Here is a 25985-nt window from a genome sequence, read left to right on the forward strand (position 1 = left end):
CTGATATGGACAAAAGCACCCGATATAAAATTTTCAACGACCCTATTCACGGGTTTATAACCGTCCCAAAAGGACCTATTCTAAAACTAATTGACCATCCATATGTTCAAAGGTTACGGCGTATTCGGCAGTTAGGATTAGGTTACCTGGTGTTTCCTGCCGCAGAGCATTCCCGATTTTCCCACGCCCTTGGTGCTTTAGAACTTGGGCAAAGAGTTCTAAATAATCTACGTGAAAAAGATACCACCATAAGTCAGCCTGAATATGACGGTACACTAATGGCGATTTTATTGCATGATGTTGGGCATGGCCCCTTGTCCCATACTCTGGAGCATTCTCTTATCAAAGATTTCAACCATGAAATGATGAGTCTGGCGATAATGAAAGAGCTCAATAAAGAATTTAATGGGGCTCTGGATGAGGCAATTTCAATATTTACCAATCAGCATAAGAAGAAGTTTCTACATCAACTTATTTCGTCGCAACTAGATCTTGATCGATTAGACTATCTCAGAAGAGACAGTTTTTTTACAGGTGTTTCAGAAGGTACGGTCGGTATCAATCGAATCCTTAAAACCATGCGGGTTTTTAAAGGAAATATTGTTATCGAAAAGAAAGGAATTTATGCCGTAGAAAATTACATCATTGCTCGCAGACTGATGTATATGCAAGTTTATCAACACAAAACTGTACTCAGCGCTGATTTTTTACTGCGAAGTATTTTTGAGAGAGTCAGTGATCTTATTGCTGATGGTAAAGAGGTATCCTTTGCTTCCTCTTCTCTTGCTTACTTTTTAACAGAACAACCATCCGCTAAGAAAGTAATCTCCAAGGAAATGATAACTAGGTACACTGAAATGGATGATCATGACATATATTTGTCCATTAAGCAGTGGACTAAAAGTGAAGATAAAATTTTAGCAGATCTAAGCTTTCGGTTCTTGAATCGAGACCTTTTCAGAACAACTTTTGTGGATAAAAAACTCAATAAGTCTCAGAGGGATAATGTTCTGGATCAAACCAAAAAAGCTTTGAAGAAAGCTCGTTTGCCATACAATGATGAGGTATTAAAATATTACATAAGTTTTGAGCATAGCTATTCCGAGGCTTATAAATATAAAAATGAAAGCATCTGGATCCTGGAAGATGAGAAAGCCATCGAGTTCTCAAAAGCAGCTGAAACAAAAAACATAATTGCTTTAACAGAACCAGTTGTCAAACAATATTGTGTTCACCTGAAAACGATCTCTGTATAGGGAGAAAGTGCTAATTTCCTTTTGAAAAATTAAGTGGAAGAAACAGTGAGATCTTTTCGAAGAGGTCTTTTTCTTTAAATGGCTTAAGGAGATATTCTGAAAACCCCTGATCCATCAACTCTGATCTTGATTCACCATGTTCTCCGGAAGTGTATGCAATGATAGGTATCTTATGATCCTTTTTATTGAGTTCCCGAATCTGCTTCATAGCCTCAATACCATTCATGATAGGCATACAAATGTCCATTAAAACAACATCCGGTTTAAGTTTATGAAACCGGTCTAAAGCTTACTTCCCATTCTTGGCTTCGTGGATCTTAAAATTATTCCTCTCCAAAATAATCCTGGCAATACTTCTGTTGATAGACAGATCATCCACAATAAGAGCGGTCAATCCCTTATTCTGTTTAGATATATTGCTAAGTTCTGTTCTTTGGCTCATTATAATTTAAAACCGATAAATGGTTCTCTTCCAAATATTTATATCGGAATTAAATTATAAAATGAATAAACCTATTACAGGTTAATCTTTCCTAATTAATAATTGTAAATTTTGCCTATATACGTTTATAAACAACGAATGAAAGCTCACCCGCTTCTTCTCTTGATTCTTCTGCCCATTCCTTCCCTACCTGATCTCGATATTCCGGAAAAAAGGTATCACCATCATATTCTTTATGGATTTCGGTGATTATAAGTTTATCAGCTTGATCTAATGCTTCACGATAAAGCACTCCTCCGCCAATGACAAATACCTCCTCCTCATCCACAGCGTCTAAAGCTTCTTCAAGTGAAGTATAGGTGTCTACGTTATCATATGTTTTTGTAGTTGAGAGAACGATGTTCTTTCTTTCCGGAAGTGGGATCTCATTCAGTTCTTCAAACACACCTCTTCCCATAATAATGGTCTTCCCCAGCGTTGTTTTTTTGAAGTGCTTTAGATCCTCAGGGTATCTCCAGGGCAATCCACCGTCTTTTCCAATCACCAGGTTTTTGTCATGGGCCGCAACTAGTGTAATGATCATACTGCAACCTCGAATTTGATAACAGGATCTGGATCATAATTTTCAAGCGTGAAATCATCAAATGTTAACTGGTCTACAGGTTTTTTTGCGATTTTAAGAGTAGGAAGCGGCTTAGGTTCCCTGGTAAGTTGCTCTTTCAGTCCTTCCACATGGTTTTCGTAAATGTGAGCATCTACAATAGTGTGTGCAAAAGTACCCGGTTCTAAACCTACTTCCTGAGCAATTGCCATAGTAAGAGCTGAATAACAAGCAAGGTTAAAAGGAATACCTAATGCAATATCGCCGGATCGCTGAGTAAGATGACAGTTTAATTTCCCATCACTTACATTAAAAATATACATAATATGGCATGGAGGAAGCCCCATTTCTTCTAATAAACCCGGGTGCCACGCGCTCACTACTATGCGTCTGCTATTTGGGTTATTTTTCAGCATATCAATCGCTCGTTGTACCTGATCAAATTCTTTGCGAACCCAAACATCTTTATTTATTGCTGAACAATTACCTTCAAATCTAACTTCTTCTTTTTCGAAATACGGAAATTTCCTCCAAAGTACGGGGTAAATAGGGCCTACATAGCCGTCTTCATCTGCCCAGGCATCCCAGATATGGCAATCATTTTCATCGCGTAGCCAGCGAATGTGATCCTCTCCCCTTAGATACCATAACATCTCCAGTATCACAGACCTAAAATATACCTTCTTTGTAGTAAGCAAAGGAAAGCCTTCAGAAAGATCTACTTTATAAAATTCAGCAAAATTAGATATCGTATCGGTTCCGGTACGATTTTCTTTCCTTACTCCATTTTCTAGTACATTTTTAACAAGATCGTGATATTGTTTCATGAGATAATTCTGCTTTTTAAAGGAGAGTTCCGCTTAAAAGTAAGATAGCTATACTAAAATAAATAATGATTCCCGTTACATCCACAATAGTTGCCACAAAAGGAGCAGATGAAACAGCCGGGTCAATACTAAGTTTGGATAATACGAATGGTAACATGGCACCGGTAAAATTACCGAACAATACAATTGCGAAAAGACTTAAGCCAACAACTGCTGCTGTTAAAATAACAGTCATGCTAAGTATTTGGCCTCCAAGCAAATCCCATGCTATTAAGGTGAAGAAACCCATCAACCCAATCAAGCTGCCTAACATTAAACCCGAGGTAAATTCCCGGCTAAATACCTTTTTCCAGTCTTCAAGTTTTATATCATCGGTAGCCAGGGCCCGTATTACAAGTGTTGCTGCCTGAGAACCGGAGTTACCTCCACTGGAAATTATAAGAGGCACAAAAAATGAAAGGGCAACTACCTTCTGAAGAATCTCTTCGTACCCTCCCATTGCAATAGCTGTTAAGATCTGGCCTACAAAAAGAATGATCAACCACCATAATCGTTTTTTGACAATATCAAAGATGGATGTTTGGGAATAATAATCATCCAAAGCATCCATACCGGCCATTTTCTGCATATCCTCGGTAGTCTCTTCTTCAGCAACGTCAATAATGTCATCGGCCGTTACAATACCTACCAAAACACCATCAGAATCAACAACAGGTAAAGCTACTCTATCGTATTTAGCAAGCATTTTCACGGCTTCTTCCTGATCATCATTAACGGAAAGTGCTTCAAAAGAACGATCCATTAAGGTCTCAATTTGCTTGTCTTGTTCAGCTAAAATGAGATGAGTAATACGAAGGTCATCGATCAAATGTTCTTTATCATCAACTACATAAATAACATTAATGGTCTCTGCGGTTTCTCCATACTCCCGAATATGTTTCATACTGCGTTTTATGGTCCAATCCGATTTCACCTTCACATAGCGAGGTGTCATCAATCGGCCTACACTCTCTTCAGGATAGCCAAGTAATTTTTTAAGCTGTTTTTGGTCTTCCCTGGTGATAGAATTCATCACACGCTGGGTTAGATGACCGGGGAGTTCTTCAAGAATCGAAACCTGTTCATCGGGTTCCAGGTTGCCCATTACATCACTAAGCTGCTGCTTATTAAAAAGCTCGAGAAGTTCTACTCCTTTAGATGAAGGTAATTCAGCAAAGACATCTGCAGCGATCGGTTTCTTTAGTAAACGGAATACCACGATGGCAATTTCACCAGGGAGTTCCAATAAAAGATCAGCTATATCAGCAGAAGGTACATCATTCAATACCTCTTTAAGTGCAACCCAGTCCTTAGCTTCAATAAGCTCTTCGAATTCAGGTTTTATGAGTTGAACGAACATTGTTCTCCGGTGAAATATTACCTTTTTAGATGGGACTTAGAATCGGGGTAAATCCCGCAAAAAACAAGTTTCTGAACAGATGTTTTAAAGAAACTTAAACAAGAAAAGAATCTAACTGAGTATCAGTCTCTCAACTTCTTCAGAGCTTGCTTCGCAGCTTTTTGCTCTGCCTTTTTTTTGCTTTTTCCTTTACCCTGGCCTAAATCTTCATTTCCTACTAATACCTTAACCATAAAAGTCCGGTTATGTCCAGGGCCACTTTCACTGATCAGTTCATAGTGAGGAATTGGTTTTTTTTGAGCCTGAGCTAATTCAAGAAGTGCACTCTTATAATTATCGACTGTATTAATAAGCTTATCAATAACCAGGTTGTTCTCAATTACTGTATCAACAAATTGATAAGCTTCTTTGTAGCCCTTAGTAATATAGATGGCGGCAATAATTGATTCAAAAGCATCGGCTAAAATACTTTTTGATATCTTTCCTGCTCCATTCCTTTCTCCGAGTTCCATCAGATCTTCTAGACCAAGTTTCTTTGAAAAATCTGTAAGTGTATCTCCCCTTACCAACTTAGCGCGTACTTTGGTTAGGAACCCTTCATCTTTTTCGGGATAATTATTGAAAAGTATCTCTGCTGCAATAAGATCTAAAACAGCGTCTCCCAAAAACTCAAGTCGTTCGTACGAATCATAGGTTTCGTATTTCTCCTGAGAGAGTGTTGAACGATGCCTTAAAGCTTTTAAAAATAAAGAAGGATCGTCGATTTGAAAACCAACGATCCTTTCCAATTTTTGAATTCTGCTTTTTAATTCAGGGCTGAGATCTTCCTGCTTTTTAGAGCTGAAAAGGGATCTGAACCATCTCGGCATATATATCAGTCCTTGTATTTTTTAAATACTAAGGTTGAATTATGACCACCAAAACCAAATGCATTATTCAATGCATATTCAACGTCTCTAACAACGGCTTCATTAGCTGTGTAATTAAGATCACATTCAGGATCTTGATTTTCAATGTTAATGGTTGGCGGTACCATACCGTGATAAATGGCAAGCAGTGTTGCAATAGACTCAATAGCTCCTGCTGCTCCCAAAGTATGACCATGCATACTCTTGGTGGAGTTCAGGTTTATGTTCTTGGAATGATCTCCAAAAACCTTTTTGATGGTATTGGTCTCTGCAATATCACCTAATGGAGTTGATGTACCGTGCATGTTGATATGATCAACATCTTCAGGTTTGATTCCCGCAGCTTTCATTGCTCTGTTTAATGATAACGTCACCCCATTTCCGTCAGGATCAGGAGCAGTTATGTGGTAAGCATCTGCTGAGAAACCGTAGCCTTTAATCTCACCATAAATACGAGCCCCACGTTCAAGCGCTGAATCCAGACTTTCCAGAATAAAAATTCCGGCTCCTTCTCCCAGAACAAAACCATCACGATCTTTATCAAATGGTCGTGAAGCTGTTTCAGGAGAATCGTTTCTGGTAGACATTGCCTTCATACTATTGAATCCGGATATCCCTATTCGGGTTACAGGTGCCTCTGTACCACCGGCAACAGCATAATCTGATTGGCCGTACCGAATGGAATCGTAAGCCAATCCTATATTATGAGAACCTGTGGCGCATGCTGAAACAGCACAGTAGTTGGGTCCTCTGAATCCGTATTTGATAGAGATTTGCCCGGATACGATATCAGGAATAAGCATGGGGATAAAGAATGGGGATACCCCTCTTGGTCCATGCTCATGAAACGAAACAGATTGCTCATAAAAAGTTTCCATTCCGCCGATTCCTGTTCCTACTAATACGGCAACTTCATCTTTATCGATTTTTTCCAGATCAAGTTTACTGTCTTCGATGGCTTCACCGGAAGCGATAAGTGCATACTGAGCAACTTTATCTAATCTTCTGGCTTCTTTACGATCGAAGTAATCAGTAGGTTCGTAATCCTCAATCTGAGCAGCAAATTTTGTGGCAAAGTCGGTCGTATCAAAATGTTCGAGCGAGCGAACACCGCTTTTACCTGAAACTAATCCGTTCCAGAAGTCAGGCGCACTTTTACCAATTGGGGTAAAAGCACCGATACCCGTAACTACAACTCTCCGAGTGCTCATAGGTGATTTTCTGTAAGTATTAAATTAGGATAATTTTCCTGAAAGGTAGGTAACAGCATCTCCTACAGTCGCGATATTTTCAGCGTCTTCGTCAGGAATGCTGAGATCGAATTCTTTTTCGAACTCCATGATCAATTCTACGGTATCTAATGAATCAGCACCAAGGTCGTTGGTGAAGTTCGCATCTCCTGCTACTTCTGATTCATCTACACCAAGTTTATCTACAATGATAGCTTTTACTTTTGATTCTACGTCTTGTGACATTTTGTATCCTTTTTCAGTGATTAGTTGATAATTATAATTTTGATAAAATAAGTTATTTCAACTTAAAAATTCATACAAGTATCTGCAATATGCACAATTACATTGCCATACCGCCATCAACCCGAATAACTTCCCCGGTTATGTAAGAGCTCATATCAGATGCAAGAAATACAACAGCATCGGCAACTTCATCTGCTTCCCCTGCTCTCCCAAGTGGAGTTTCAGCTTTAATGCCTTCCAATACTTTCTCATCAAGCTCACCGGTCATATCGGTGAGAATGTATCCCGGAGCAATCACATTTGCACGAATATTTCTTGAAGAAAGCTCTTTGGCATATGATTTCGTAAATCCAATAATACCGGCTTTAGAGGCAGCATAGTTACTTTGCCCTGCATTTCCTGAAATACCTACTACAGAACTGATATTAATAATGGAACCCCCGCGGTTTCTCATCATCGGTTTTGCAGCAGCTTTGGAGTAGTTAAAAATACTTTTCAAATTCGTGGTAATGACATCATCCCACTGCTCTTCGGTCATCCGAAGAATGAGATTGTCTTTTGTGATACCTGCGTTGTTTACAATAATATCGATCTTACCCCAATCCTCAACGATCTCGTTAATTACAGATTCCGCCTTTTCATATACGACAGCATCGGCTTGTAAAGCTTTACTTTTTCGGCCTTTTGCTTCGATCTCAGCTTTCACTTCTTCAGCAGCTTCGGATGAACGTGCATAGGTTATGGCCACATCAGCTCCAAAGTCAGCAAGTTTGAGAGCTATTGCCCGACCAATTCCCCGGCTTCCTCCCGTTACCAAACATGTTTTTCCTTCTAATGATAAACTCATAATCTTTTCCTTATTGATGTCCTGAGATTTCTGCGCCTTTCAGAGTTCGTTTTACTAACCCTTGTAATACTTTACCGGGGCCTACCTCCACAAAAGAATCCGCTCCGTTTGAGCTCATGTTATTCAAAGTCTGTGTCCAGCGAACCGGATTAAGTAATTGGTTAAGTAAATTTGATCTTATTTCATCAGGTTCATTGGTAGGCTCAGCTGTATAATTACTATAAATTGGACAATCTGGAGCAACAATCTCAAGCTGTTCCAATTGTTCTTTAAGGCCGTCATATGCAGGTTGCATAAGAGATGAGTGAAATGCACCACTTACCGGAAGCAACATAGCCATTCGTGCTCCATTCTCTTTAGCCAATGCAACTGCTTTCTCAACAGCTTCTTTAAAACCTGATATAACAAGCTGTCCCGGACAATTGTAATTAGCAGCAAGCACCTCTTTTCCTGTTTCCTCTGAGGCTTGAGTACACACTTTTTCAACAGCTTCATCATCCATACCAATCACAGCTGCCATAGTTCCCGGATTTTCAGTTCCGGCTTGTTGCATTAATTCTCCTCGTCTACGTACAATCTTCAACGCATCTTCAAAAGAAACAGCCCCGCATGCAACTAATGCTGAAAACTCTCCAAGACTATGTCCGGCAACCATATCCGGTTTTGCATCTAAAGTTTTAAACAAAGCTACGGAATGAAGGAAAATAGCAGGCTGGGTAAATTCTGTTTGCTTTAGCTTTTCCTCCGGCCCCTCAAACATGATTTCTTTAAGGTTGATACCAAGTATTTCATTGGCCTGATCAAAGTATTTAGCAGCATCAGTGTTAGAGTCGTACAACTCCTTTCCCATTCCAACAAATTGAGATCCCTGTCCCGGGAATAGATAAGCGGTACTCATTATTTCATCCCCCAAGTTAAATAAATGGCTCCCCAGGTAAATCCTCCACCAAAGGCAGCTAATACAATGTTATCACCGTGATTAAGTTTGTCTTTCCAATCGTATAAACAAAGCGGAATAGTAGCGGCTGTAGTATTTCCGTATTTATTTATGTTGATCATTACTTTTTCATTTGAAAGCCCCATTCGTCGAGCTGTAGCATCAATAATTCTCATGTTTGCCTGATGTGGAACTAACCAAGCCACATCCTCGGGATCCAGATCATTTCGTTTCATGATCTCAAGAGAAACATCTGCCATTCCCATCGTAGCTTTTTTGAAAACAGCCTTACCATCCTGTTTCAAATAATGAGATTTATTTTTTACCGTTTCTTTCGTTGCAGGGTTTCTACTACCGCCCGCAGGTTGATAGAGACTACATTCCGAATCTCCTTCCACATAATGTTTTTGATCGATAATACCGGTTCCGTCTTCCGATTCTTCAAGCAATACAGCTCCGGCTCCGTCACCAAATAAAATGCATGTGGTCCGATCCGTATAATCCAAAATCGAACTCATTTTATCGGTACCGATCACCATTACCTTCTTGGCTCGGCCTGATTCTATGTACATGGCCCCTGTACTCAAAGCATACAAGAAACCGGAACAAGCCGCTGATAAATCAAAGGCAAAAGCATTTTTTGCTCCAATATTTTTTTGAACCAAACAAGCTGTTGCAGGGAAAAGGTAGTCGGGAGTGACGGTAGCTAAAATAATGAGGTCGATCTCTTCAGCTGATATACCGCGTTGTTCGAGAACTTCTTTAGCAGCTTCAGTCCCCATAAAAGCAGTCGCTTTGTCAGGGTCTTTTAAAATTCTTCGCTCTTCAATGCCTGTTCGGGTTCGGATCCATTCATCATTGGTGTCTACCAACTTTTCAAGATCTTTGTTCGTCATTCGGTTTTCAGGCAAATAGTGTCCTACTGCCGTTATTTTTGCTCTTTTTACTTCCATGAAGAGATTCAGCTCAATTTAAAGATGCTACTATTTTACCGTTCACGTCTTGTTCAACTGTTTGAACAGCACTTTTGATCATATTTTTAATGGCTAAAGGAGAGCTTCCGCCGTGTCCTACAATACTCACGCCATCAACCCCTAAGAAAGGAATACCGCCTACATTTTCATAGTTAAAAGGTGATAAAGCAGTATGGAGTACTTTTTGAATATTTTGAATTTCGTTTTGAGACAGATTCATGTCTTTTATTGCTGCACTCATCATTTGCTGAAGAATCTCGGGAATAGATTCTCCAAACTTGAGTACTATATTTCCTACCAGGCCATCGCATAAATAAACATCAGCTTTACCAGGAAGAATATCTTTTCCTTCTACATTACCGATAAAGTTATCTTCTTTTTTAAGCGTGAGAAAGACTTCTTTAAGGGTCTCAGTTCCTTTTCCTTCCTCTTCACCAACATTCAATAGTGCTACTTTGGGATCAGTAATGTTCAAGATCTGTTCACAATAGATCTCAGCCATTTTAGCAAATTGAACAGCCGTTTCCGGTTTGATCTCCAGATTCGCTCCGGCATCCACCAATAATCTGAATCCCTTTAGTGTAGGATAATAGGCTGCGATGGTTGGTCTTAAAACCCCTTTCAGTTTACCTAAAATAAACATAGAGGCTGCAAGTAAAGCGCCTGTATTTCCAGCACTTACAAATGCATCGCATTTACCGGCTTTATGTAAACCGATACCAACCACAATTGATGATTGTTGCTTCGTTTTAACAGCTTGAGCAGGCGATTCCTCCATTCCTATCAATTGTGGAGCATCATGAACCAAAAGCCGCTTTTCATCATAAGAATGATTAACAAGTTCTTTTTTGATGATATCTTCAGGGCCTACTAAAAGAACAGTAAGTTCACTGTTCTCTTCTATAGCCTGAAGAGCTCCTTCAACTGGGTTTTTAGGGTAGAAATCTCCACCGGCTGCATCAACTGCAACAATCATATATCAATAATTTAGTTAGCTGCTTTCATTACCTGACGGCCACGGTAGTATCCACACTCTGCGCAGGCATGGTGGTAGCGGTGCAATGCTCCACAGTTTGAGCATTTAGCTAACGTAACGTCAGAAATAGCATGATGAGCACGGCGCTTATTTTTACGCGCATTCGAGGTTCTTCGTTTTGGATGTGCCATTAAATATACCTTATCGTTGTTCTTTTAATTCTTTCAATTTTTCCCACCTTGGATCAATTTGGTCTTCTTCATCTTCAGGAATATCACCGAATTGTTCATTCAATACTTCCTTTGGATTGCCGTCCTCGTCCAAAAAGCGGGGATGTAATTTTTTTGTTGGGAGATTCAGTAAAATAGTATCTCTTACATCTTGCTCAAGATCTATTTGCTTCGATGCATGGTCGTAATTTCTTACGGCTCCATTTTCATCAGCTGATTCTTCTACTTGCTCTGCCTTAAAAAGCACTTCATAATCTTGATGAACTTCGTAATCAAATGCTTCCAAAGAGCGATCACAGATCAACTCTACTTTTGCATCAACTGTAAACTGAGTTCTCACAAAATGAAGTGTGCGGTAAAATTCTATATGAACCATACCGCCCCTAAAAGCGAGTTCTCCTAAATCAAGCTCATCTGAGCCCAATTCAAAGGTTTTCTCACTTTGTTCTTCAGGTATTTCAAAGATCTTAAATTTTAGCATAGAACATCTCCTCAATAGCTACCTAAAATAAGCATAATACAAGTGTGGTTCAATCAATTAAATAACCCAAACATTCGCTGGTCTATAAGGTCTATTACCTTACCCAGATCCTCTTGATTGCTAACAAAATCCAGATCATCTGTATCAATAATCAGTTTTTCATGGGGATAACGGTCTATCCAGTCCTCATAGAGTTTATTCAATCGCTCCAGATATTCAATTCGAATGGTGTTTTCATAATCCCTCCCCCGCTGTTGGATCTGCTTTACAAGTGTGGGAACTTGTGCACGTAAATAGATAAGTAAATCGGGTGGGCGAAGATAATAACTCATCTCCTGAAACAAGGCTTCATAGTTGACAAAATCCCTGTCACTCATCAGATTCATTTGATGCAGGTTCTTTGCAAATATCTCCACATCTTCATAGATGGTTCGATCCTGTATCAGGTTTACATCATCGTTAAGCATTTCTTTTTGATGGCGAAATCTGCTTGACAGGAAATAGATCTGCAAATTAAAACTCCATCGGCGCATGTCTTCATAAAAATCTTGCAGATATGGATTATCATCTACTGATTCATAGAAAGCTTCCCAATTGAAATGCTTAGCAAGCAATCCTGTTAATGAAGATTTACCCGCACCTATATTTCCAGCTACGGCTATATATTTTGATTCTCTTTTTTCCTGATCCATAATTAATTTAGTTATTTACCAAGTAGTCGATACATGGCTTTCTTATAATCTTCTACTCCGGGCTGATTAAAGGGATTTACCCCAAGACTATACACAAATATTCCCGTTAGCAATTCAAAAAAATAAATAAGCTTTCCAATATTTTCAGCGTTAAGTGTCTCCATTGAAATTCTAACGATAGGAACATCTCCTTCACTGTGAGCTTCTGTTGTTCCTTCTCTGGCTTTGGTATTTATTTCATGGAATGATCGGCCAGCCAGGTAATTCAAGTTATCTCCATCACCCTCTATTTCATTAACCCTGAGTTTAGAAAATGGCTTTTCAACAATAATAAATGTTTCCATGAGGCTGCGCTGACCTTGCTGAATAAATTGACCAAGACTATGCAGGTCGGTAGAAAAGGTAGCAACAGTAGGAAATATCCCTTTCCCTTCCTTCCCTTCACTTTCACCTAATAACTGTTGTATCCAACCTCCCAAAGATGTGAGTTCAGGTTCAAAAGTGGCAAAAACATCTATGGTTTTCCCGGATTCATGAATCGCATTTCTTAGGGCTGCATACTCCAATAGATCTTCTGCATTGTCTTCGTATTGATTATATGCAGAAACGGCTCCATAAAATAACGTTCTGATATCAATTCCTGCTACGGCTATAGGTAATAATCCAACGGGGGTAAGCACAGAGTAACGACCACCAACATCCTCAGGAATTATAAATTTACGATATCCTTTTTCATCGATGACTTTATTGAGTAAGCCACGCTCTTTACTTGTGGTACAAATGATATGCTCTGATGAGTCCTCTCCATACATTTTCTCCAGTAGCTCACGAAGTATTCTGAAGGCAAGAGCTGTTTCAAGAGTTGAACCAGACTTGGAGATCACGTTCAGGTAGATATTCTTTGCGGAACCATCCTCTTTTGGCTCCTTCAAATAGGTAAGCATTTCCTCTAAATACTTACCTCCTATATGATGGCCTGCAAATAATATTTCCGGGCCGTTGCTCCCAAAATGAGGTGAAAGAGCATCAATAACAGCTTTTGCTCCAAGATAGGATCCTCCAATTCCGCAGACAATAAATACATCCGCTTTAGCGCGTATTTCCTCTCCCAAGGAACCTATTTGTTCAAGCTCTGCATCATTCGGATCAGCAAGGATATCTCTCCATCCCAACCATTCCGAGCCTGGGCCGGTTTTATCTCTTAGCTGATCAAGTGCATTGTCAGCTTTTTTACGAGCCTTAAAATAAGCATCGTCTTCAATGAACTTCCGTGCGAAACCAATATCACATTTAATCATGTATTACCTGAGTACTTTTGCTAAGTCTATTAATCTATGATCAATTTCTTTCTTTTTAGAAATTGCAACCCTAAGCGGCGTAATTTTCAGCGCATTATTCACTACACCAACCATCACTTCACTATGACCTTCTTTCAATACCTTCACTGCTGCAGCTCCCAAACGGCTGGCCAAAACCCGATCCCGGGCTGTTGGAGATCCGCCTCTTTGAATATGACCTAAAATACATACCCTCATGTCATATTGAGCAAAATCATCTTTAATTTTTTCCGCCAATTTCACGGCGCCTCCTGTTTCATCTCCTTCCGCTACTACGACTAAACTACTTCTGCGTTGTTGTTTAAGCATTTCATGAAGCTGCCTTTTAACTTCCTTAATATTGGTCAGTTCTTCGGGTAACAAAGCTAACTCAGCGCCGCTTGCGATACTTGTTTCAAGAGCAATAAAACCGGTATCCCTTCCCATAACCTCAACAAGGAACATTCGCTCATGGGCATCAGCTGTGTCTCTAATCTTGTCAATGGCATCCAATGCTGTGTTCAAAGCAGAATCGTATCCAATGGTCTCATCTGTACCTATGATATCATTATCAATCGTTGCAGGTATACCAACCACATTAATGTTGTGTTCCTTGCTAAGTTTATTAGCCCCTGTAAATGTCCCGTCACCTCCAATTACTATCAAGGCATCAATACCATATTTTTCTAAATTTTCAGCGGCTTTTTTCCTGCCTGATTCAGTATAAAATTCATCAGACCGGGCAGATTTCAAAATCGTACCCCCTCGCTGAATGATATTAGATACTGAATGGGTATCCATTTTTATAAATTCATCGTTGATCAAGCCATAGTATCCGTGCTTGATACCATAAACTGAAACATCATTTTGGGCGGAGGCACGTACCACAGCCCTTATCGCTGCATTCATTCCTGGAGAGTCTCCTCCACTTGTTAAAACTCCAATGGTTTTAACATTGACAATATCTGTTGACATAAAATTAAATGAGTGTGAGTGAGTTATTGAGAGTAAATAATTGTTCCGTATTATCAGTAAATTATTACACGGCCAAGTTTAAGAAAATTTCACCACAATTGATGATCGATAACCAAGAGTTAGAACATATAAATTCCGAGACCGTTAATAGAAAAACTTTAAAAGAAATCACTACTCCAGTTTCGGAAAATTTATCGGAGTTCAGGAATTTTTTTAAGGAGACCATCAAGTCAGACGTATTCTTACTCGACCAGATCATTAACTACCTATTACGACAAAAAGGGAAAGAGCTTCGCCCAACGCTTGTTTTTATGACAGCCAACTTATTCGGAGAGATCAATAACCGAAGTTATGTTGCAGCAACCATGATCGAACTCTTGCATACTGCTACCCTTATTCATGATGATGTAGTAGATGAAGCTGACAGTAGACGGGGATTTGTGAGCATCAATAAGATCTGGAAAAATAAAGCCGGTGTATTGTTAGGTGATTATCTTTTGTCAAAAGGATTACTAATTGCCTTGGAAAATAAAGAGCATAATTTACTTGAAGTGCAATCACGGGCTGTTCAGAAAATGAGTGAAGGTGAACTTCGTCAGCTCAAAACTGCCGGGCTTTTTAATATGACCGAAGACCGCTATTTCCAGATCATCTCAGAAAAAACAGCAAGCCTTATTTCTACTTGTTGCGAGTGCGGAGCCGTTTCGGTGACTGATGATGAAAATATCCATGAAACAATGAGAGAGATCGGAATGTGTATAGGAATCGCATTTCAGATCCGCGACGATCTGTTTGATTACGGCATGGATGATATTGGTAAACCCACTCGAAATGATATTCAAGAAAGAAAGGTTACACTTCCATTGATCAAAGCTCTTGAACACGCCCCAAAAAGGAAGTCCGCACACATTAGAGCACTTATGAAAAAGCGGAAAAAATCAACAAATAATATTGATGAGATCGTAGATTTTGTTCACGAAAATGGAGGAATGAAATACGCAAAGCAAACCATGTACGATTATGCTAATAAAGCCATCGATAGCTTGAATTCCGTGCCCTTATCACCTGCAAAGCAAGACTTTGCTGATCTCATACAATTTGTAATTACGCGAAAGAAATAATAATGAGTTTTGAGCAGCACCTTTTTATATCAGATGTACATCTTGGTGCATTTTCAGCAAATACCAATAAGCAGATCGAAGAAGATCTGATAGCCCTGATCAAGCATTGTAAAAGGGAAAGAATTGAAATTAATATTTTAGGAGATCTTTTTGATTACTGGATGGAATATCCAGAAAAAGGATTTGTCCCCGATCTTGGAAGGAAAGTTTTGGACGCTTTTGAAGACTATAACAGAACTGTAACTCCGGCTCTTTTTATCACAGGGAATCATGACAACTGGACTTTTGGCCATTTTAAGGATCGTGGATTCGACCTGGAATCAAATTTCAGGCTAAAGGAGATCGCAGAAAAACGAGTTTTGTTAATGCATGGTGACGGAGTAGCCGCAGCTAAGATCGATTTCCCCAGGGCTGCATTCCATAAACTGTTACGTAACGATACATTTGTGCGAACTTATCAAAAGATGTTATCTCCTGAATTAGGGCTGGCAACTATGAAAGCATTTTCTTCTTTTACCCGTAGAAAAGACAATCATAATCCGGAGCCTTTGAACCGGCAAGCCAAAAAGATCTTCAGTAAGCACAACTTGGACTATATTATAAGTGGTCATGACCATGTTCCAAGGATGGAAACATTTTCCAGAGGATGCTATATAAACCTTGGTACGTTTTTTAATCACAGAACGATGGCTTTATATAACAATACAGGATTAAGTCTCGTTACATGGGAAGCGGCATCGAAAAATTTTATACCTTTCGAGTGAAATAAATCAACATTATGAGTGACGATAAAAAAGAACCTATTGATCATAAACGGTATTTCAACGATCCCGAGTACCGTAAAAAAATTCTACAAGAACGAAAGGAAAGGAATACAGATCCGCAAGGATCTCCCTCCGGGAATAAAAATCCTTATTTCAATACCATAGTAAAATGGTCTGGCATGGCTGCCGGATTTATATTACTCCTTGTTACAGGTTATGTATTCTATCTCTTTCAGGGACTTCCCTCAGCTGACGAATTTGAAAATCCTGAAACAGCAATTGCCTCAGAAGTTCGAAGTCGGGATGGTGTGACACTCGATAAGTATTTTACAGAGAATCGGAAATGGGTTCGCTATGATGAAATTTCTCCCCATGTAATTGATGCTTTGGTCGCTACAGAGGACCATAGATTTTATAACCACTGGGGTATGGATATGTTTCGAACACTGGCTATTCCCTGGCACCTGATAAATGGTCGATGGCAAGGAGCCTCCACCATAAGCCAACAGTTAGCGAGAAATTTGTATAAAAAGATCGGACAGGAGTTTTCGGTTTCCAGGAAATTCCGTGAAATGATAACTGCTATACAACTAGAACGCAGATATACAAAGCGAGAGATAGCCGAGATGTATTTGAATACCGTGGAGTTTCCAAACTCCACCTTTGGTATTGAAGCAGCAGCCCAAACACATTTTGGGAAACCAGCAAAAGAATTGACCATCACTGAAGCTGCTGTAATGATAGGCTCGCTTAAAGCTATTTATGCCTATAACCCAAGAATATTTCCGGAACGCTCCAAAACCCGAAGGGATATTGTCCTCGGTCAGATGTATAAGCGGAATTTCCTTACACAAAGTGAACATGAAGTTCTCACAGAGCAGGTGATCGAACTCGATTATCACCCTCCCTTTAAGACCGGAAGACAGAGCAGGTATTTTGGAGAGTATGTGCGTCAAAAAGTAAATCCATGGCTGGAAGAAAACGGCTATGATCTATACAAAGATGGATTGGTAATTTACACAACCATCGACTCAAAATTACAGAAGCATGCTGAACGCGCGGTTAAGACTAAACTAGATTCCTTGCAAAGTATTTTTGAGCGTGAATGGACCTCATCCGGAAGTGATGAATACATGGACATTCTTTGGGAAGAATTTCCACTTTTCCTTCGAAGTTTCATGCGTGAAACCGATCGTTACAAAAATGGTTTTGCAAAATATGATACCAAAATAGAACAAGTCGTTTTTGATTCTCTTTTTGCTGACACCGCCTATGTTGATTCTGTCAAGAAAGCACGCACGCGGCTTCAAGCCAGTTTTGTAGCAATTGAACCGGCTAATGGCAATATCTTAGCTTGGGTGGGCGGTACCGATTATGGTAATGTTCAGTATGATCATGTGTATCAATCCCGAAGACAGGCAGGCTCTACTTTCAAACCCTTTGTTTACGCTGTAGCCATAGATAATGGGTATAAGCCCTATCACAAATTCTCCAAATTTCCGACCTCATTCTATGATCGTAAAGGAGATATATGGAATCCTAAAGATAAAACTGTTGCGGAAGGACCTGTAGATGTTTCACTCAGAGAAGCACTTGCACGCAGTATGAACAACGTAACTGTTCGTCTTCTTCCTGAAATTGCCGGAGCACCGGGAACCAATAAACTTTGGGAATTAGACCCTGCTGCCCGTAAGATCAAAGACATGGCATCCAATCTGGGAATTGACATGAGTGATACCCCCGCCTTCCCTTCCATAGCTTTGGGAACTGCACGTGTTTCGTTACTTGAACTTACCAGTGCATACACTACTTTTGCGAACGCCGGCGTACATATTGAACCTATTGCCATTACACGAATTGAAGACAAAGAAGGCAATATTTTACAGGAATTTCATCCTGATTATACCTCCGAAGTAATCAGCCCGGAGACCGCATATATTATAACGGACATGCTTAGAGGTGTTATAAGAGGCGGAGAGGATTTTTATGGAACGGGAGTTCGGCTTAGAAATACCTACGGAGTACGGCAAGATGTAGCCGGAAAAACCGGGACTACCAATGATGCCGCTGATAACTGGTTTGTTGCAATGATGCCTCATTTGGTAATGGGTGCCTGGGTTGGAGGTGAAGACCGAAGGATCAGGTTCAACCAGAACATACCAAGTAGCGTTAGTATTGGACAGGGTGCAAGAACTGCACTTCCTATAGTCGGTCAGTTCATCAACTATGCTACTAATGATGAAGACACTTATTGGAAATATGACGCATTTGATCCGCCACCCGGATTTGTGATGCCGGAAGATCCCAATGAGACCCGGAATGAACTCATTAAAGATCAGGATAAAGGCAGGATTGGTTGGTAGTTGATAAACAATTTTATCAATCCAGCCAGTGTACGAGATTTAAAAGGAATAAGAGATTTTGGGGAGCAAGATCTCTATTGTTTAGTCCTATTTTGAATTCCCCCTGTGGAGTCTGGATCTTTTGAGCGGTAAACATGGCGGCCTCACCAAATACAGCAATTTTACCTGCACCATATTCCATGATTGCTCCTTGCGTATAATTACCCAATTCCACCGTTTTGGTATCTTCATCAAATTGCCAGGCTACTTCAGGTTCCAGGCTGTAGTCTCCCCTCTTAAAAACAAGAACAGGAATAGCAGCTTCAGGATATGTGAAAGCTGAACCTGTAAAAGTAGTCACGCTCGTAACTTCATTTCCTGATACAGGACTTTTCAGTAATCGTCCATTTTCAATACTAAACAGATCCGGTTGATTATCTTCTTTAGCCAGCGTTGCAAAACCATTTCGAAACCTGAATCCAAATGAATCAGCTAAATTATAGGCTGCACCGGCAAAGGGCATGTGGTCTGCGATCAAAAATAACGATCCACCTTCTTCTACCCATTTATTCAAGTTCGCTATCTCCTGTTCTGAAAATGCAGAGGGATTAGGAAGTACCCAATTCCCTAAGTTGCTTTCATGAAGCGGATTAACAATAATAAAAACTGCACACTCCCATGGCAGGACCTCTTCATCCAATAAATAGTCCACATCTTTAAACTTATACCCATCCTCCCTCATAACTCTTGCAAATGGGGAAAATCCACTTTCGAGCGTGTGGAGGTTGTTATGGGCCGAATCTATACACAGCATTGGGCCTGCCCCTTTTTCATAGGCAGGTTCTGTAATTGAAAATTCAAAAGACATATCAGGTTGTTGCTGAGCAAAAATAGGCAGAGGAAGTATCCCAATTAAAACAAATAGTAAATTCTTCATAGTCGATATGTATGCTTTTAAGGAATATAATTGCTTTGGATATAAAAAAAGCCTCATACAAATAATTGTATGAGGCTTTAAAATTTAACTATGTACTGCTATCAGGCTTCTTCTACAGATTCAGCCAAAAGCGTCAATTTGTTATTATTGACCTCGACAAATCCACCTGAAATAGCATAAGTGGTATCACCATCAGCTTTTCTAACCAACACATTCCCTTTTTCTAAAGTAGATACTATAGGAGCGTGATTGGCTTTGACTTCAAAGCTTCCTTGGGTTCCAGGTAATTTCACCCCACTTACCTCTCCCTGAAAGAGAGAGCCATTTGGTGTAAGTATCTGTGCGTTAAATGTGCTCATGATCGGGTTCTAAAAGTTAATTAAGCAGCTTCTTCTTTTTCAGCTTCAGCAAGTAACTTCTCGCCTTTTTCGATCGCCTCATCAATGTTTCCTACCATGTAGAAAGCACTTTCAGGAAGATGATCTAATTCACCATCCAGGATCATCTTGAAGCCACGAATAGTTTCATCTACTTTCACATAAACACCCGGCTGACCGGTAAACTGCTCGGCCACGTGGAAGTTTTGTGATAAGAAACGCTGAACACGACGTGCACGGCTTACTACCAATTTATCTTCATCTGAAAGTTCATCCATACCCAAGATGGCAATGATATCCTGAAGATCTTTGTAGTTCTGAAGCAGTCGGGTTACCCGGTTAGCAACATCATAATGTTCCTGTCCTACAACTTTAGGATCCAGGATGGTTGACGAAGAATCTAAAGGATCTACCGCAGGATAAATACCGATCTGTGTCAACGCACGGGAAAGTACCGTAGTGGCGTCTAAGTGAGTAAAGGTTGTTGCCGGAGCAGGGTCAGTCAAGTCATCGGCAGGTACATAAACAGCCTGAACCGATGTAATAGATCCGTCTTTGGTAGAAGTAATACGCTCCTGAAGGTCACCCATTTCAGTAGCCAGTGTTGGCTGATAACCTACCGCAGAAGGCATACGTCCAAGAAGTGCAGACACTTCAGAACCGGCCTGTGTAAATCGGAAAATATTGTCAATGAAAAGAAGGATGTCACGTGATACTTCATCACGGAAATACTCGGCAACAGTCAATCCGGAAAGTGCTACTCGTGCACGGGCTCCAGGAGGTTCGTTCATCTGACCGAATACCAGTGTAGCCTGAGATTCTTTTAATTTCTCTTTGTCCACTTTAGACAGATCCCACTCACCTGCTTCCATAGACTCTTTAAATTCATCGCCATAATTAATAATTCCTGATTCAAGGAATTCTCGAAGAAGGTCATTTCCTTCACGGGTACGCTCACCTACACCGGCAAACACAGAAAGTCCACCGTGCTCTTTCGCGATATTATTGATCAATTCCTGGATCAATACGGTTTTACCTACACCGGCACCACCGAATAATCCGATCTTTCCACCTTTGGCATAAGGGCAAAGCAAGTCTACCACTTTGATCCCGGTTTCAAGCATCTCGGTAGATGTTGCCAATTGATCAAAAGCAGGTGCATCACGGTGAATTGGATAAGAGTTTTTTCCTTCCGGAGCATCGATGCCGTCAATGGAGGCACCTACTACATTAAACAGCCGGCCTCGGATATCTTCACCAACAGGCATTGAGATAGCCTTTCCGGTATCAGTTACATCCATACCACGAACAAGTCCATCGGTAGAGTCCATCGCGATAGTACGCACACGATCTTCACCAAGGTGCTGAGCAACCTCAAGCGTTAGGGTTGAGCCGTCTGTCATCTCAATTTCAAGAGCATTGAGAACAGCGGGAGTTTTACTGTCTGAAAAATCAACATCAACTACAGGTCCAATTACCTGTGCTATCTTTCCTTTATTCATGTGCTAAATCGCGATTTTGTTAGTTTTTGCTTTGATAATTAGCAGCCTTATTAATGCACTACTGCAAAGGCTGGTAAAGATAGGGAGATACATAAAGAGAGGCAACGAAAAAAGTAGGTAAATATTAACCCCACCCTATCGCAATCTGAGAGGCTTTGAGTGGAAAAAGAAGAAATAAACACTAAACCCAAGACACTTTTATTATTTCATTAAAAAAAACCTGCAAAACACAGCAGTTATCATTAGCAAGTCCGGCGTTAAACTTTTATCTTTATAAGCTATTAAAGTTACGCCTTTAACCGTGACTTCTTTTATTGAATCAACCGGAAAAAGGTGAGCTTAATCACCTTTTTTTGTAGCAGGTAACCACAATTTTTAAAAACTCGACTCCTTTGGAAACTGAAATTTCAGAACGCTCGGTAAGTATAGACATTCTCATTGAATTTGATGAAAAGCAGATACTCGACTTTGCCCATGCAAACGATTTAGAAACTCGTGAGAGAGCACAAGTTCGGGAATACGTACAAAATATATTACGTAAAAGAAGTTATCTCGATTTTCTGATCGATGAATTTTCCAGTGTTTCTGTTGCGGAAATGAAGCCGGGATTAAAAAACATCCTTCGCCTCGCTATTTATGATATGCTTTTTATGGATAGTACTCCGGATTATGCAGCCATAAACGAAGCTGTTGAGATCGCGAAAATGAAACTCGGTTCAAAAACCGGTGATCTGGTCAATGCCATTATGCGTAATCTCCAAAGAGATCGTGATAAGCTTCCAAAACCAGCCTATAAAGACAGGAACAAATTAGTAGCTACTTCCTTTTCTCATCCAGAATGGATGGTTGCCCGCTGGAGAGAACGTTTTGGTGAGCGTGAAGCTTTTAAACTGATGCAAGCTAATAATTCTCGCCCTCATTATTATGTGCGGGTAAACAGCCTGCGAACTAAGCCGGAGAATTTTGAACTCCGTATGGAAAAAATGGATGTTGATTTTGAAGCTAGCGACTGGCTTCCCTATTACTATAAAGTAGATTCCGTTCAATCTTTTATTGAAAAGGGATTGCTTGCTAAAGGAATTTGTTTAGTTCAGGATATCGCTGCCGGATTTGCCCCTACCATTTTAGACCCCCAGCCTGGCGAGAAAGTATTTGACCTCTGCGCAGCTCCCGGAACAAAATCGATCATGATGTCAGATCTGATGCAAGGTGAAGGTGAGATCACCTCCGTCGATATTTCTTCCGAAAGACTGAAAATGTTAGCTGAGAGTGCTTTGAACTACGGAGCTGAAAACATCAAGATAAAAGGAGGAGATGTTTTGGAAGTATCACTAGGTCTGGCAGATGCAGTACTTCTGGATGCACCATGTACCGGTACGGGTGTTCTGAGTAAACGTGCTGATCTCCGCTGGAGACGTGATGAAGAAGGGTTGAAGAAAGCTGCTGCCCTCCAGGAAGAATTACTTGAAGAAGCTGCTAACATGGTTAAACGTGGTGGCCGACTGGTTTACAGCACCTGTTCGTTAGAGCCTGAAGAGAATATGGAGCAGATCGAAAAATTCTTATCCAAAATGGACAACTTTGAGTTGGAGCCTTTGGAAGATTACCTGCCTGAGGAAGTTTTGGCTGAAGACGGGAAATCCTATCAGACTTTCCCACACACACATGGCTGTGACGGTCACTTCGGCGTACTTTTGAAACGAGTGAAGTAAGTACAAGAACTCTGAAATCAGAATACAGGAGTAAGAACCCTTCATTCTGAATTCTGGGTTTTGAGTCCTGATATTCTTTCAACAGTAGTTTTATTTAAATTTTGTTATCCGATTACGATCTATGAGTTCAGAAAAGAATCCACAAGAAATTCCTGCACAATACGACGCCTCTAAAGTTGAGGATAAATGGTATCAGCATTGGATGGAGAACAATTATTTCCATTCTGAGCCGGATGACCGAGAATCTTTCACTGTAGTCATCCCTCCTCCCAACGTAACAGGTGTATTACATATGGGACATATGCTCAACAACACCATTCAGGATGTGTTGGTTAGAAGAGCGCGGATGCAGGGCTATAATGCTTGTTGGGTTCCCGGTACCGACCACGCATCCATTGCTACAGAAGCCAAGGTAGTTCGCCGTCTTCGCGAGAAAGGCATCAAAAAAAGTGATCTCGGAAGAGGTGAATTTCTCGAACACGCATGGGAATGGACACATGAGCATGGCGGTATCATCCTTGAACAACTCAAGAAATTAGGAACCAGTTGTGACTGGGATCGTACCAATTTCACTATGGATCCCGAGTATTCTGAGAGCGTGATCGATGTTTTCATCGATCTGTTCGAAAAAGGAAAGATCTATCGCGGTGCAAGGATGATCAACTGGGATCCGGCTGCAAAAACAGCTCTCAGTGACGAAGAGGTGATTCATAAGGAAGTGAATTCCAAGCTCTATCACATAAAGTACAAGATCGTTGGCGAGGAAGATTTTGTGACTATCGCCACTACTCGACCTGAGACTTTACTTGGTGACACCGCTGTGTGTATAAATCCGGATGATGAGCGGTATACACATCTGAAAGGCAAGAAAGTGATCGTACCGTTGGTGAATCGCCAGGTACCAATCATCGAGGATGATTATGTAGATATGGAATTTGGAACCGGTTGTCTGAAGATCACTCCGGCTCACGATGAAAACGATTATAATATCGGTCAGAAGCATGGCCTTGAGACTATCAACATGCTGAATGAAGATGGGACAGTTAGCGAAGAAGGTGAGCTTTATATCGGCATGGACCGTTTTGATGTTCGCAAGAAAATTTCCAAAGACCTTGAAGAAGCTGATCTCCTGATAAAAGTAGAGGATTATAAAAACAAAGTCGGCTATTCCGAAAGAACCGACGTGGTGATAGAACCAAGACTTTCTTTGCAATGGTGGGTTTCCATGAAAGAACTGGCTCAGCCCGCTCTCGATAATGTAATGGATGATACGGTCGAATTTCACCCGAAGAAATTCAAGAACACCTACCGGCACTGGATGGAAAACGTGCGTGATTGGTGTATTTCCCGACAGCTTTGGTGGGGGCATCGAATTCCTGCTTATTATTATGGAGAAGGCGAAGAGGATTTTGTGGTAGCAAAGTCTGAAGATGAAGCCCTGAAGAAAGCTCAGGAGAAAACTAACAATAAAGATTTAAAAATTTCTGACCTGAGCCAGGATGAAGACGTGCTGGATACCTGGTTCTCTTCCTGGCTGTGGCCCATTTCGGTTTTTGATCCGGAATATATCCGAACCGGAAAACCCAACAAAGAATTAGACTATTACTACCCTACCAAAGACTTGGTAACGGCTCCTGAGATCATGTTTTTCTGGGTGGCGCGTATGATTATTGCCGGCTATGAGTACAAAGGAGACAAACCGTTTGACAATGTATATTACACCGGTATTGTACGTGATAAGAAAGGCCGCAAGATGAGCAAAAGTCTTGGGAATTCGCCCGATCCGCTGGAGCTTATTAATAAATACGGAGCGGATGGAATACGCATGGGAATGTTGTTTGCTACTCCCGCCGGAAACGACCTCCCCTTCGATGAAAAGCTTTGCGAACAAGGCCGAAATTTTTCCAATAAGGTATGGAATGCCTTTCGCTTCCTTACCATGAATATGGAAGAAGGTGTGAAATACGAACCAACCATCTCCATCAACCAAGAGGATATTTCCGACCGATGGATGGCTGCCCGCATTCAGCAGACCATTGCCGGAGTTAATGAAGACTTCGATAAGTACAAGCTGAATGATGCTATTAAGAAAGTCTACTCGCTAATATGGGATGACTTCTGCGATTGGTATATTGAGCTTGCCAAGCCGGAAGAATACGGGCAAAACATTCCTAAAGAAAAACTGAATACGGCTTTAGGATTTTTTGAGCAATTGATGAAGCTCCTCCACCCTTTTATGCCTTTTATCAGTGAAGAGATCTGGCAGCATATTCAGGAGCGTTCCACTGAAGAAGCGTTATTGGTTTCACAATGGCCTGAAGTGGATAAATCAAGATTAAATGAAAACGACATCAAGCTTTTCGGCACATTACAGGAAATGGTTTCTTCGTTACGTAATATTCGCTCAGAGGTGAATGTTTCTCCTAAGGAAGAATTAGATGTATTGATTCAGACAAAACAGCAAGATATAGCGGATGAGATCTTAGAAAATCGAATAGTTTTAGAGAAGCTGGAGAGTATTAAATCTTTATCCGTTGGCACTGAAATTGAAAAACCAACAGTCTATTCTTCTTCCATGGTTGATGGAAACGAAATCTATGTCCCCTTGGAAGGCCTGGTAGATTTTGAGAAAGAACGTGAGCGTATCCAAAAAGAAATTGACCGGCTTGAAGGTTTTCTTAAGGGTATTAATGGCAAACTGAACAATGCCGGATTTGTAAATAACGCTCCTGATGACGTTGTCGAGAAAGAGAAGAAAAAGAAAACAGATACCGAAGACAGTCTCGAAAAATTACGGGAACAGTTGAAGGATTTTGAAGAGTAACCACAGAGTTCACTGAGGATTACAGAGTTGCATGAGTTCATAATACTCAGTGAGGCCTGTATCTTCCGTG

25 protein-coding genes and 1 pseudogene are annotated in these 25985 nt (G+C 40.5%); 6 read left to right on the plus strand and 20 right to left on the minus strand.

The features are described from left to right. The first annotated feature begins 5 nt into the window (after positions 1-5). A complete protein-coding gene (locus tag ACFSVN_RS07805) occupies positions 6-1256 on the plus strand; it encodes an HD domain-containing protein (protein WP_390300727.1) in 1251 nt (416 codons plus the stop codon). A 10-nt stretch (positions 1257-1266) separates the two neighbouring features. Here the strand turns inward: ACFSVN_RS07805 and ACFSVN_RS07810 are convergent. The 17 genes and pseudogenes from ACFSVN_RS07810 to pfkA all read right to left on the minus strand — a co-directional run. Beyond that, positions 1267-1533, minus strand: a pseudogene (locus ACFSVN_RS07810) (response regulator); the annotation flags it as partial. Between the two features lie 12 nt (positions 1534-1545). Next, positions 1546-1698 (minus strand): hypothetical protein, encoded by a 153-nt coding sequence (locus ACFSVN_RS07815; protein WP_390300728.1) that lies wholly within the window; start codon positions 1696-1698, stop codon positions 1546-1548. A gap of 115 nt (positions 1699-1813) precedes the next feature. After that, a complete protein-coding gene (locus ACFSVN_RS07820; protein ID WP_390300730.1) occupies positions 1814-2281 on the minus strand; it encodes a dihydrofolate reductase in 468 nt (155 codons plus the stop codon). Beyond that, positions 2278-3126: a thymidylate synthase gene (locus tag ACFSVN_RS07825; protein ID WP_390300732.1), complete on the minus strand. Its 849-nt coding sequence runs from the start codon at positions 3124-3126 to the stop codon at positions 2278-2280. Before ACFSVN_RS07825 ends, ACFSVN_RS07820 begins: the two co-directional genes overlap by 4 nt. Before the next feature lie 16 nt (positions 3127-3142). Next, positions 3143-4525 (minus strand): magnesium transporter, encoded by a 1383-nt coding sequence (gene mgtE, locus ACFSVN_RS07830; protein WP_390300734.1) that lies wholly within the window; start codon positions 4523-4525, stop codon positions 3143-3145. A 122-nt stretch (positions 4526-4647) separates the two neighbouring features. Next, positions 4648-5394 carry a ribonuclease III gene (rnc, locus tag ACFSVN_RS07835; protein WP_390300736.1) on the minus strand — a complete coding sequence of 249 codons (747 nt, stop codon included), beginning with the start codon at positions 5392-5394 and terminating at the stop codon, positions 4648-4650. A 5-nt stretch (positions 5395-5399) separates the two neighbouring features. Beyond that, complete coding sequence (fabF, locus tag ACFSVN_RS07840) at positions 5400-6644, minus strand: beta-ketoacyl-ACP synthase II (protein ID WP_390300738.1); 1245 nt, start codon at positions 6642-6644, stop codon at positions 5400-5402. Positions 6645-6668: 24 nt separating this feature from the next. Further along, positions 6669-6908, minus strand: coding sequence for an acyl carrier protein (locus tag ACFSVN_RS07845; protein WP_390300740.1), 240 nt, complete (start codon positions 6906-6908; stop codon positions 6669-6671). Between the two features lie 97 nt (positions 6909-7005). Continuing rightward, positions 7006-7755 (minus strand): 3-oxoacyl-[acyl-carrier-protein] reductase, encoded by a 750-nt coding sequence (gene fabG, locus ACFSVN_RS07850; RefSeq protein ID WP_390300742.1) that lies wholly within the window; start codon positions 7753-7755, stop codon positions 7006-7008. Between the two features lie 10 nt (positions 7756-7765). Further along, positions 7766-8653: an ACP S-malonyltransferase gene (gene fabD, locus ACFSVN_RS07855; protein WP_390300744.1), complete on the minus strand. Its 888-nt coding sequence runs from the start codon at positions 8651-8653 to the stop codon at positions 7766-7768. Further along, positions 8653-9645 carry a beta-ketoacyl-ACP synthase III gene (locus tag ACFSVN_RS07860; protein WP_390300746.1) on the minus strand — a complete coding sequence of 331 codons (993 nt, stop codon included), beginning with the start codon at positions 9643-9645 and terminating at the stop codon, positions 8653-8655. Before ACFSVN_RS07860 ends, fabD begins: the two co-directional genes overlap by 1 nt. 13 nt (positions 9646-9658) lie before the next feature. After that, a complete protein-coding gene (gene plsX, locus ACFSVN_RS07865) occupies positions 9659-10642 on the minus strand; it encodes a phosphate acyltransferase PlsX (RefSeq protein WP_390300748.1) in 984 nt (327 codons plus the stop codon). 11 nt (positions 10643-10653) lie between these two features. After that, a complete protein-coding gene (gene rpmF, locus ACFSVN_RS07870) occupies positions 10654-10833 on the minus strand; it encodes a 50S ribosomal protein L32 (protein ID WP_390300750.1) in 180 nt (59 codons plus the stop codon). A 10-nt stretch (positions 10834-10843) separates the two neighbouring features. Next, entirely contained in the window at positions 10844-11353 is a 510-nt protein-coding gene (locus tag ACFSVN_RS07875) for a YceD family protein (protein ID WP_390300752.1), read from the minus strand. Positions 11354-11406: 53 nt separating this feature from the next. Beyond that, on the minus strand, positions 11407-12045 hold the full coding sequence (locus ACFSVN_RS07880) for a deoxynucleoside kinase (protein WP_390300754.1): 639 nt from the start codon (positions 12043-12045) through the stop codon (positions 11407-11409). An 11-nt stretch (positions 12046-12056) separates the two neighbouring features. Further along, positions 12057-13343 (minus strand): glucose-6-phosphate isomerase, encoded by a 1287-nt coding sequence (locus tag ACFSVN_RS07885; protein WP_390300756.1) that lies wholly within the window; start codon positions 13341-13343, stop codon positions 12057-12059. 3 nt (positions 13344-13346) lie between these two features. Beyond that, on the minus strand, positions 13347-14336 hold the full coding sequence (gene pfkA, locus ACFSVN_RS07890; RefSeq protein WP_390300758.1) for a 6-phosphofructokinase: 990 nt from the start codon (positions 14334-14336) through the stop codon (positions 13347-13349). 101 nt (positions 14337-14437) lie between these two features. Between pfkA and ACFSVN_RS07895 the strand changes: the two genes are divergently transcribed. The 3 genes from ACFSVN_RS07895 to ACFSVN_RS07905 are packed head-to-tail and all read left to right on the plus strand — an operon-like array spanning position 14438 to position 18584. After that, positions 14438-15457: a polyprenyl synthetase family protein gene (locus tag ACFSVN_RS07895; protein WP_390300760.1), complete on the plus strand. Its 1020-nt coding sequence runs from the start codon at positions 14438-14440 to the stop codon at positions 15455-15457. 2 nt (positions 15458-15459) lie between these two features. Then, on the plus strand, positions 15460-16221 hold the full coding sequence (locus ACFSVN_RS07900) for a UDP-2,3-diacylglucosamine diphosphatase (RefSeq protein ID WP_390300762.1): 762 nt from the start codon (positions 15460-15462) through the stop codon (positions 16219-16221). Between the two features lie 14 nt (positions 16222-16235). Next, on the plus strand, positions 16236-18584 hold the full coding sequence (locus ACFSVN_RS07905; protein ID WP_390300764.1) for a penicillin-binding protein 1A: 2349 nt from the start codon (positions 16236-16238) through the stop codon (positions 18582-18584). 16 nt (positions 18585-18600) lie between these two features. Here ACFSVN_RS07905 and ACFSVN_RS07910 read toward each other — a convergent pair whose 3' ends face one another. From ACFSVN_RS07910 to atpD, 3 genes are all read right to left on the minus strand, one after another. Continuing rightward, positions 18601-19500 carry a hypothetical protein gene (locus ACFSVN_RS07910; RefSeq protein WP_390300766.1) on the minus strand — a complete coding sequence of 300 codons (900 nt, stop codon included), beginning with the start codon at positions 19498-19500 and terminating at the stop codon, positions 18601-18603. Positions 19501-19601: 101 nt separating this feature from the next. Continuing rightward, the gene (atpC, locus tag ACFSVN_RS07915) at positions 19602-19859 is read right to left on the minus strand and encodes an ATP synthase F1 subunit epsilon (protein ID WP_390300768.1); all 258 of its coding nucleotides are present in this window, start codon (positions 19857-19859) and stop codon (positions 19602-19604) included. 20 nt (positions 19860-19879) lie between these two features. Beyond that, the gene (gene atpD / locus ACFSVN_RS07920) at positions 19880-21379 is read right to left on the minus strand and encodes a F0F1 ATP synthase subunit beta (protein WP_390300770.1); all 1500 of its coding nucleotides are present in this window, start codon (positions 21377-21379) and stop codon (positions 19880-19882) included. A gap of 392 nt (positions 21380-21771) precedes the next feature. Between atpD and rsmB the strand changes: the two genes are divergently transcribed. Both rsmB and ACFSVN_RS07930 read left to right on the plus strand, forming a co-directional pair. Next, positions 21772-23091, plus strand: coding sequence for a 16S rRNA (cytosine(967)-C(5))-methyltransferase RsmB (gene rsmB / locus ACFSVN_RS07925; RefSeq protein ID WP_390300772.1), 1320 nt, complete (start codon positions 21772-21774; stop codon positions 23089-23091). Positions 23092-23212: 121 nt separating this feature from the next. Then, positions 23213-25915, plus strand: coding sequence for a valine--tRNA ligase (locus ACFSVN_RS07930; protein WP_390300774.1), 2703 nt, complete (start codon positions 23213-23215; stop codon positions 25913-25915). Positions 25916-25985: the final 70 nt, after the last annotated feature.

Source organism: Gracilimonas halophila (assembly GCF_042684365.1).
Taxonomy (GTDB): Bacteria; Bacteroidota; Rhodothermia; order Balneolales; family Balneolaceae; genus Gracilimonas; species Gracilimonas halophila.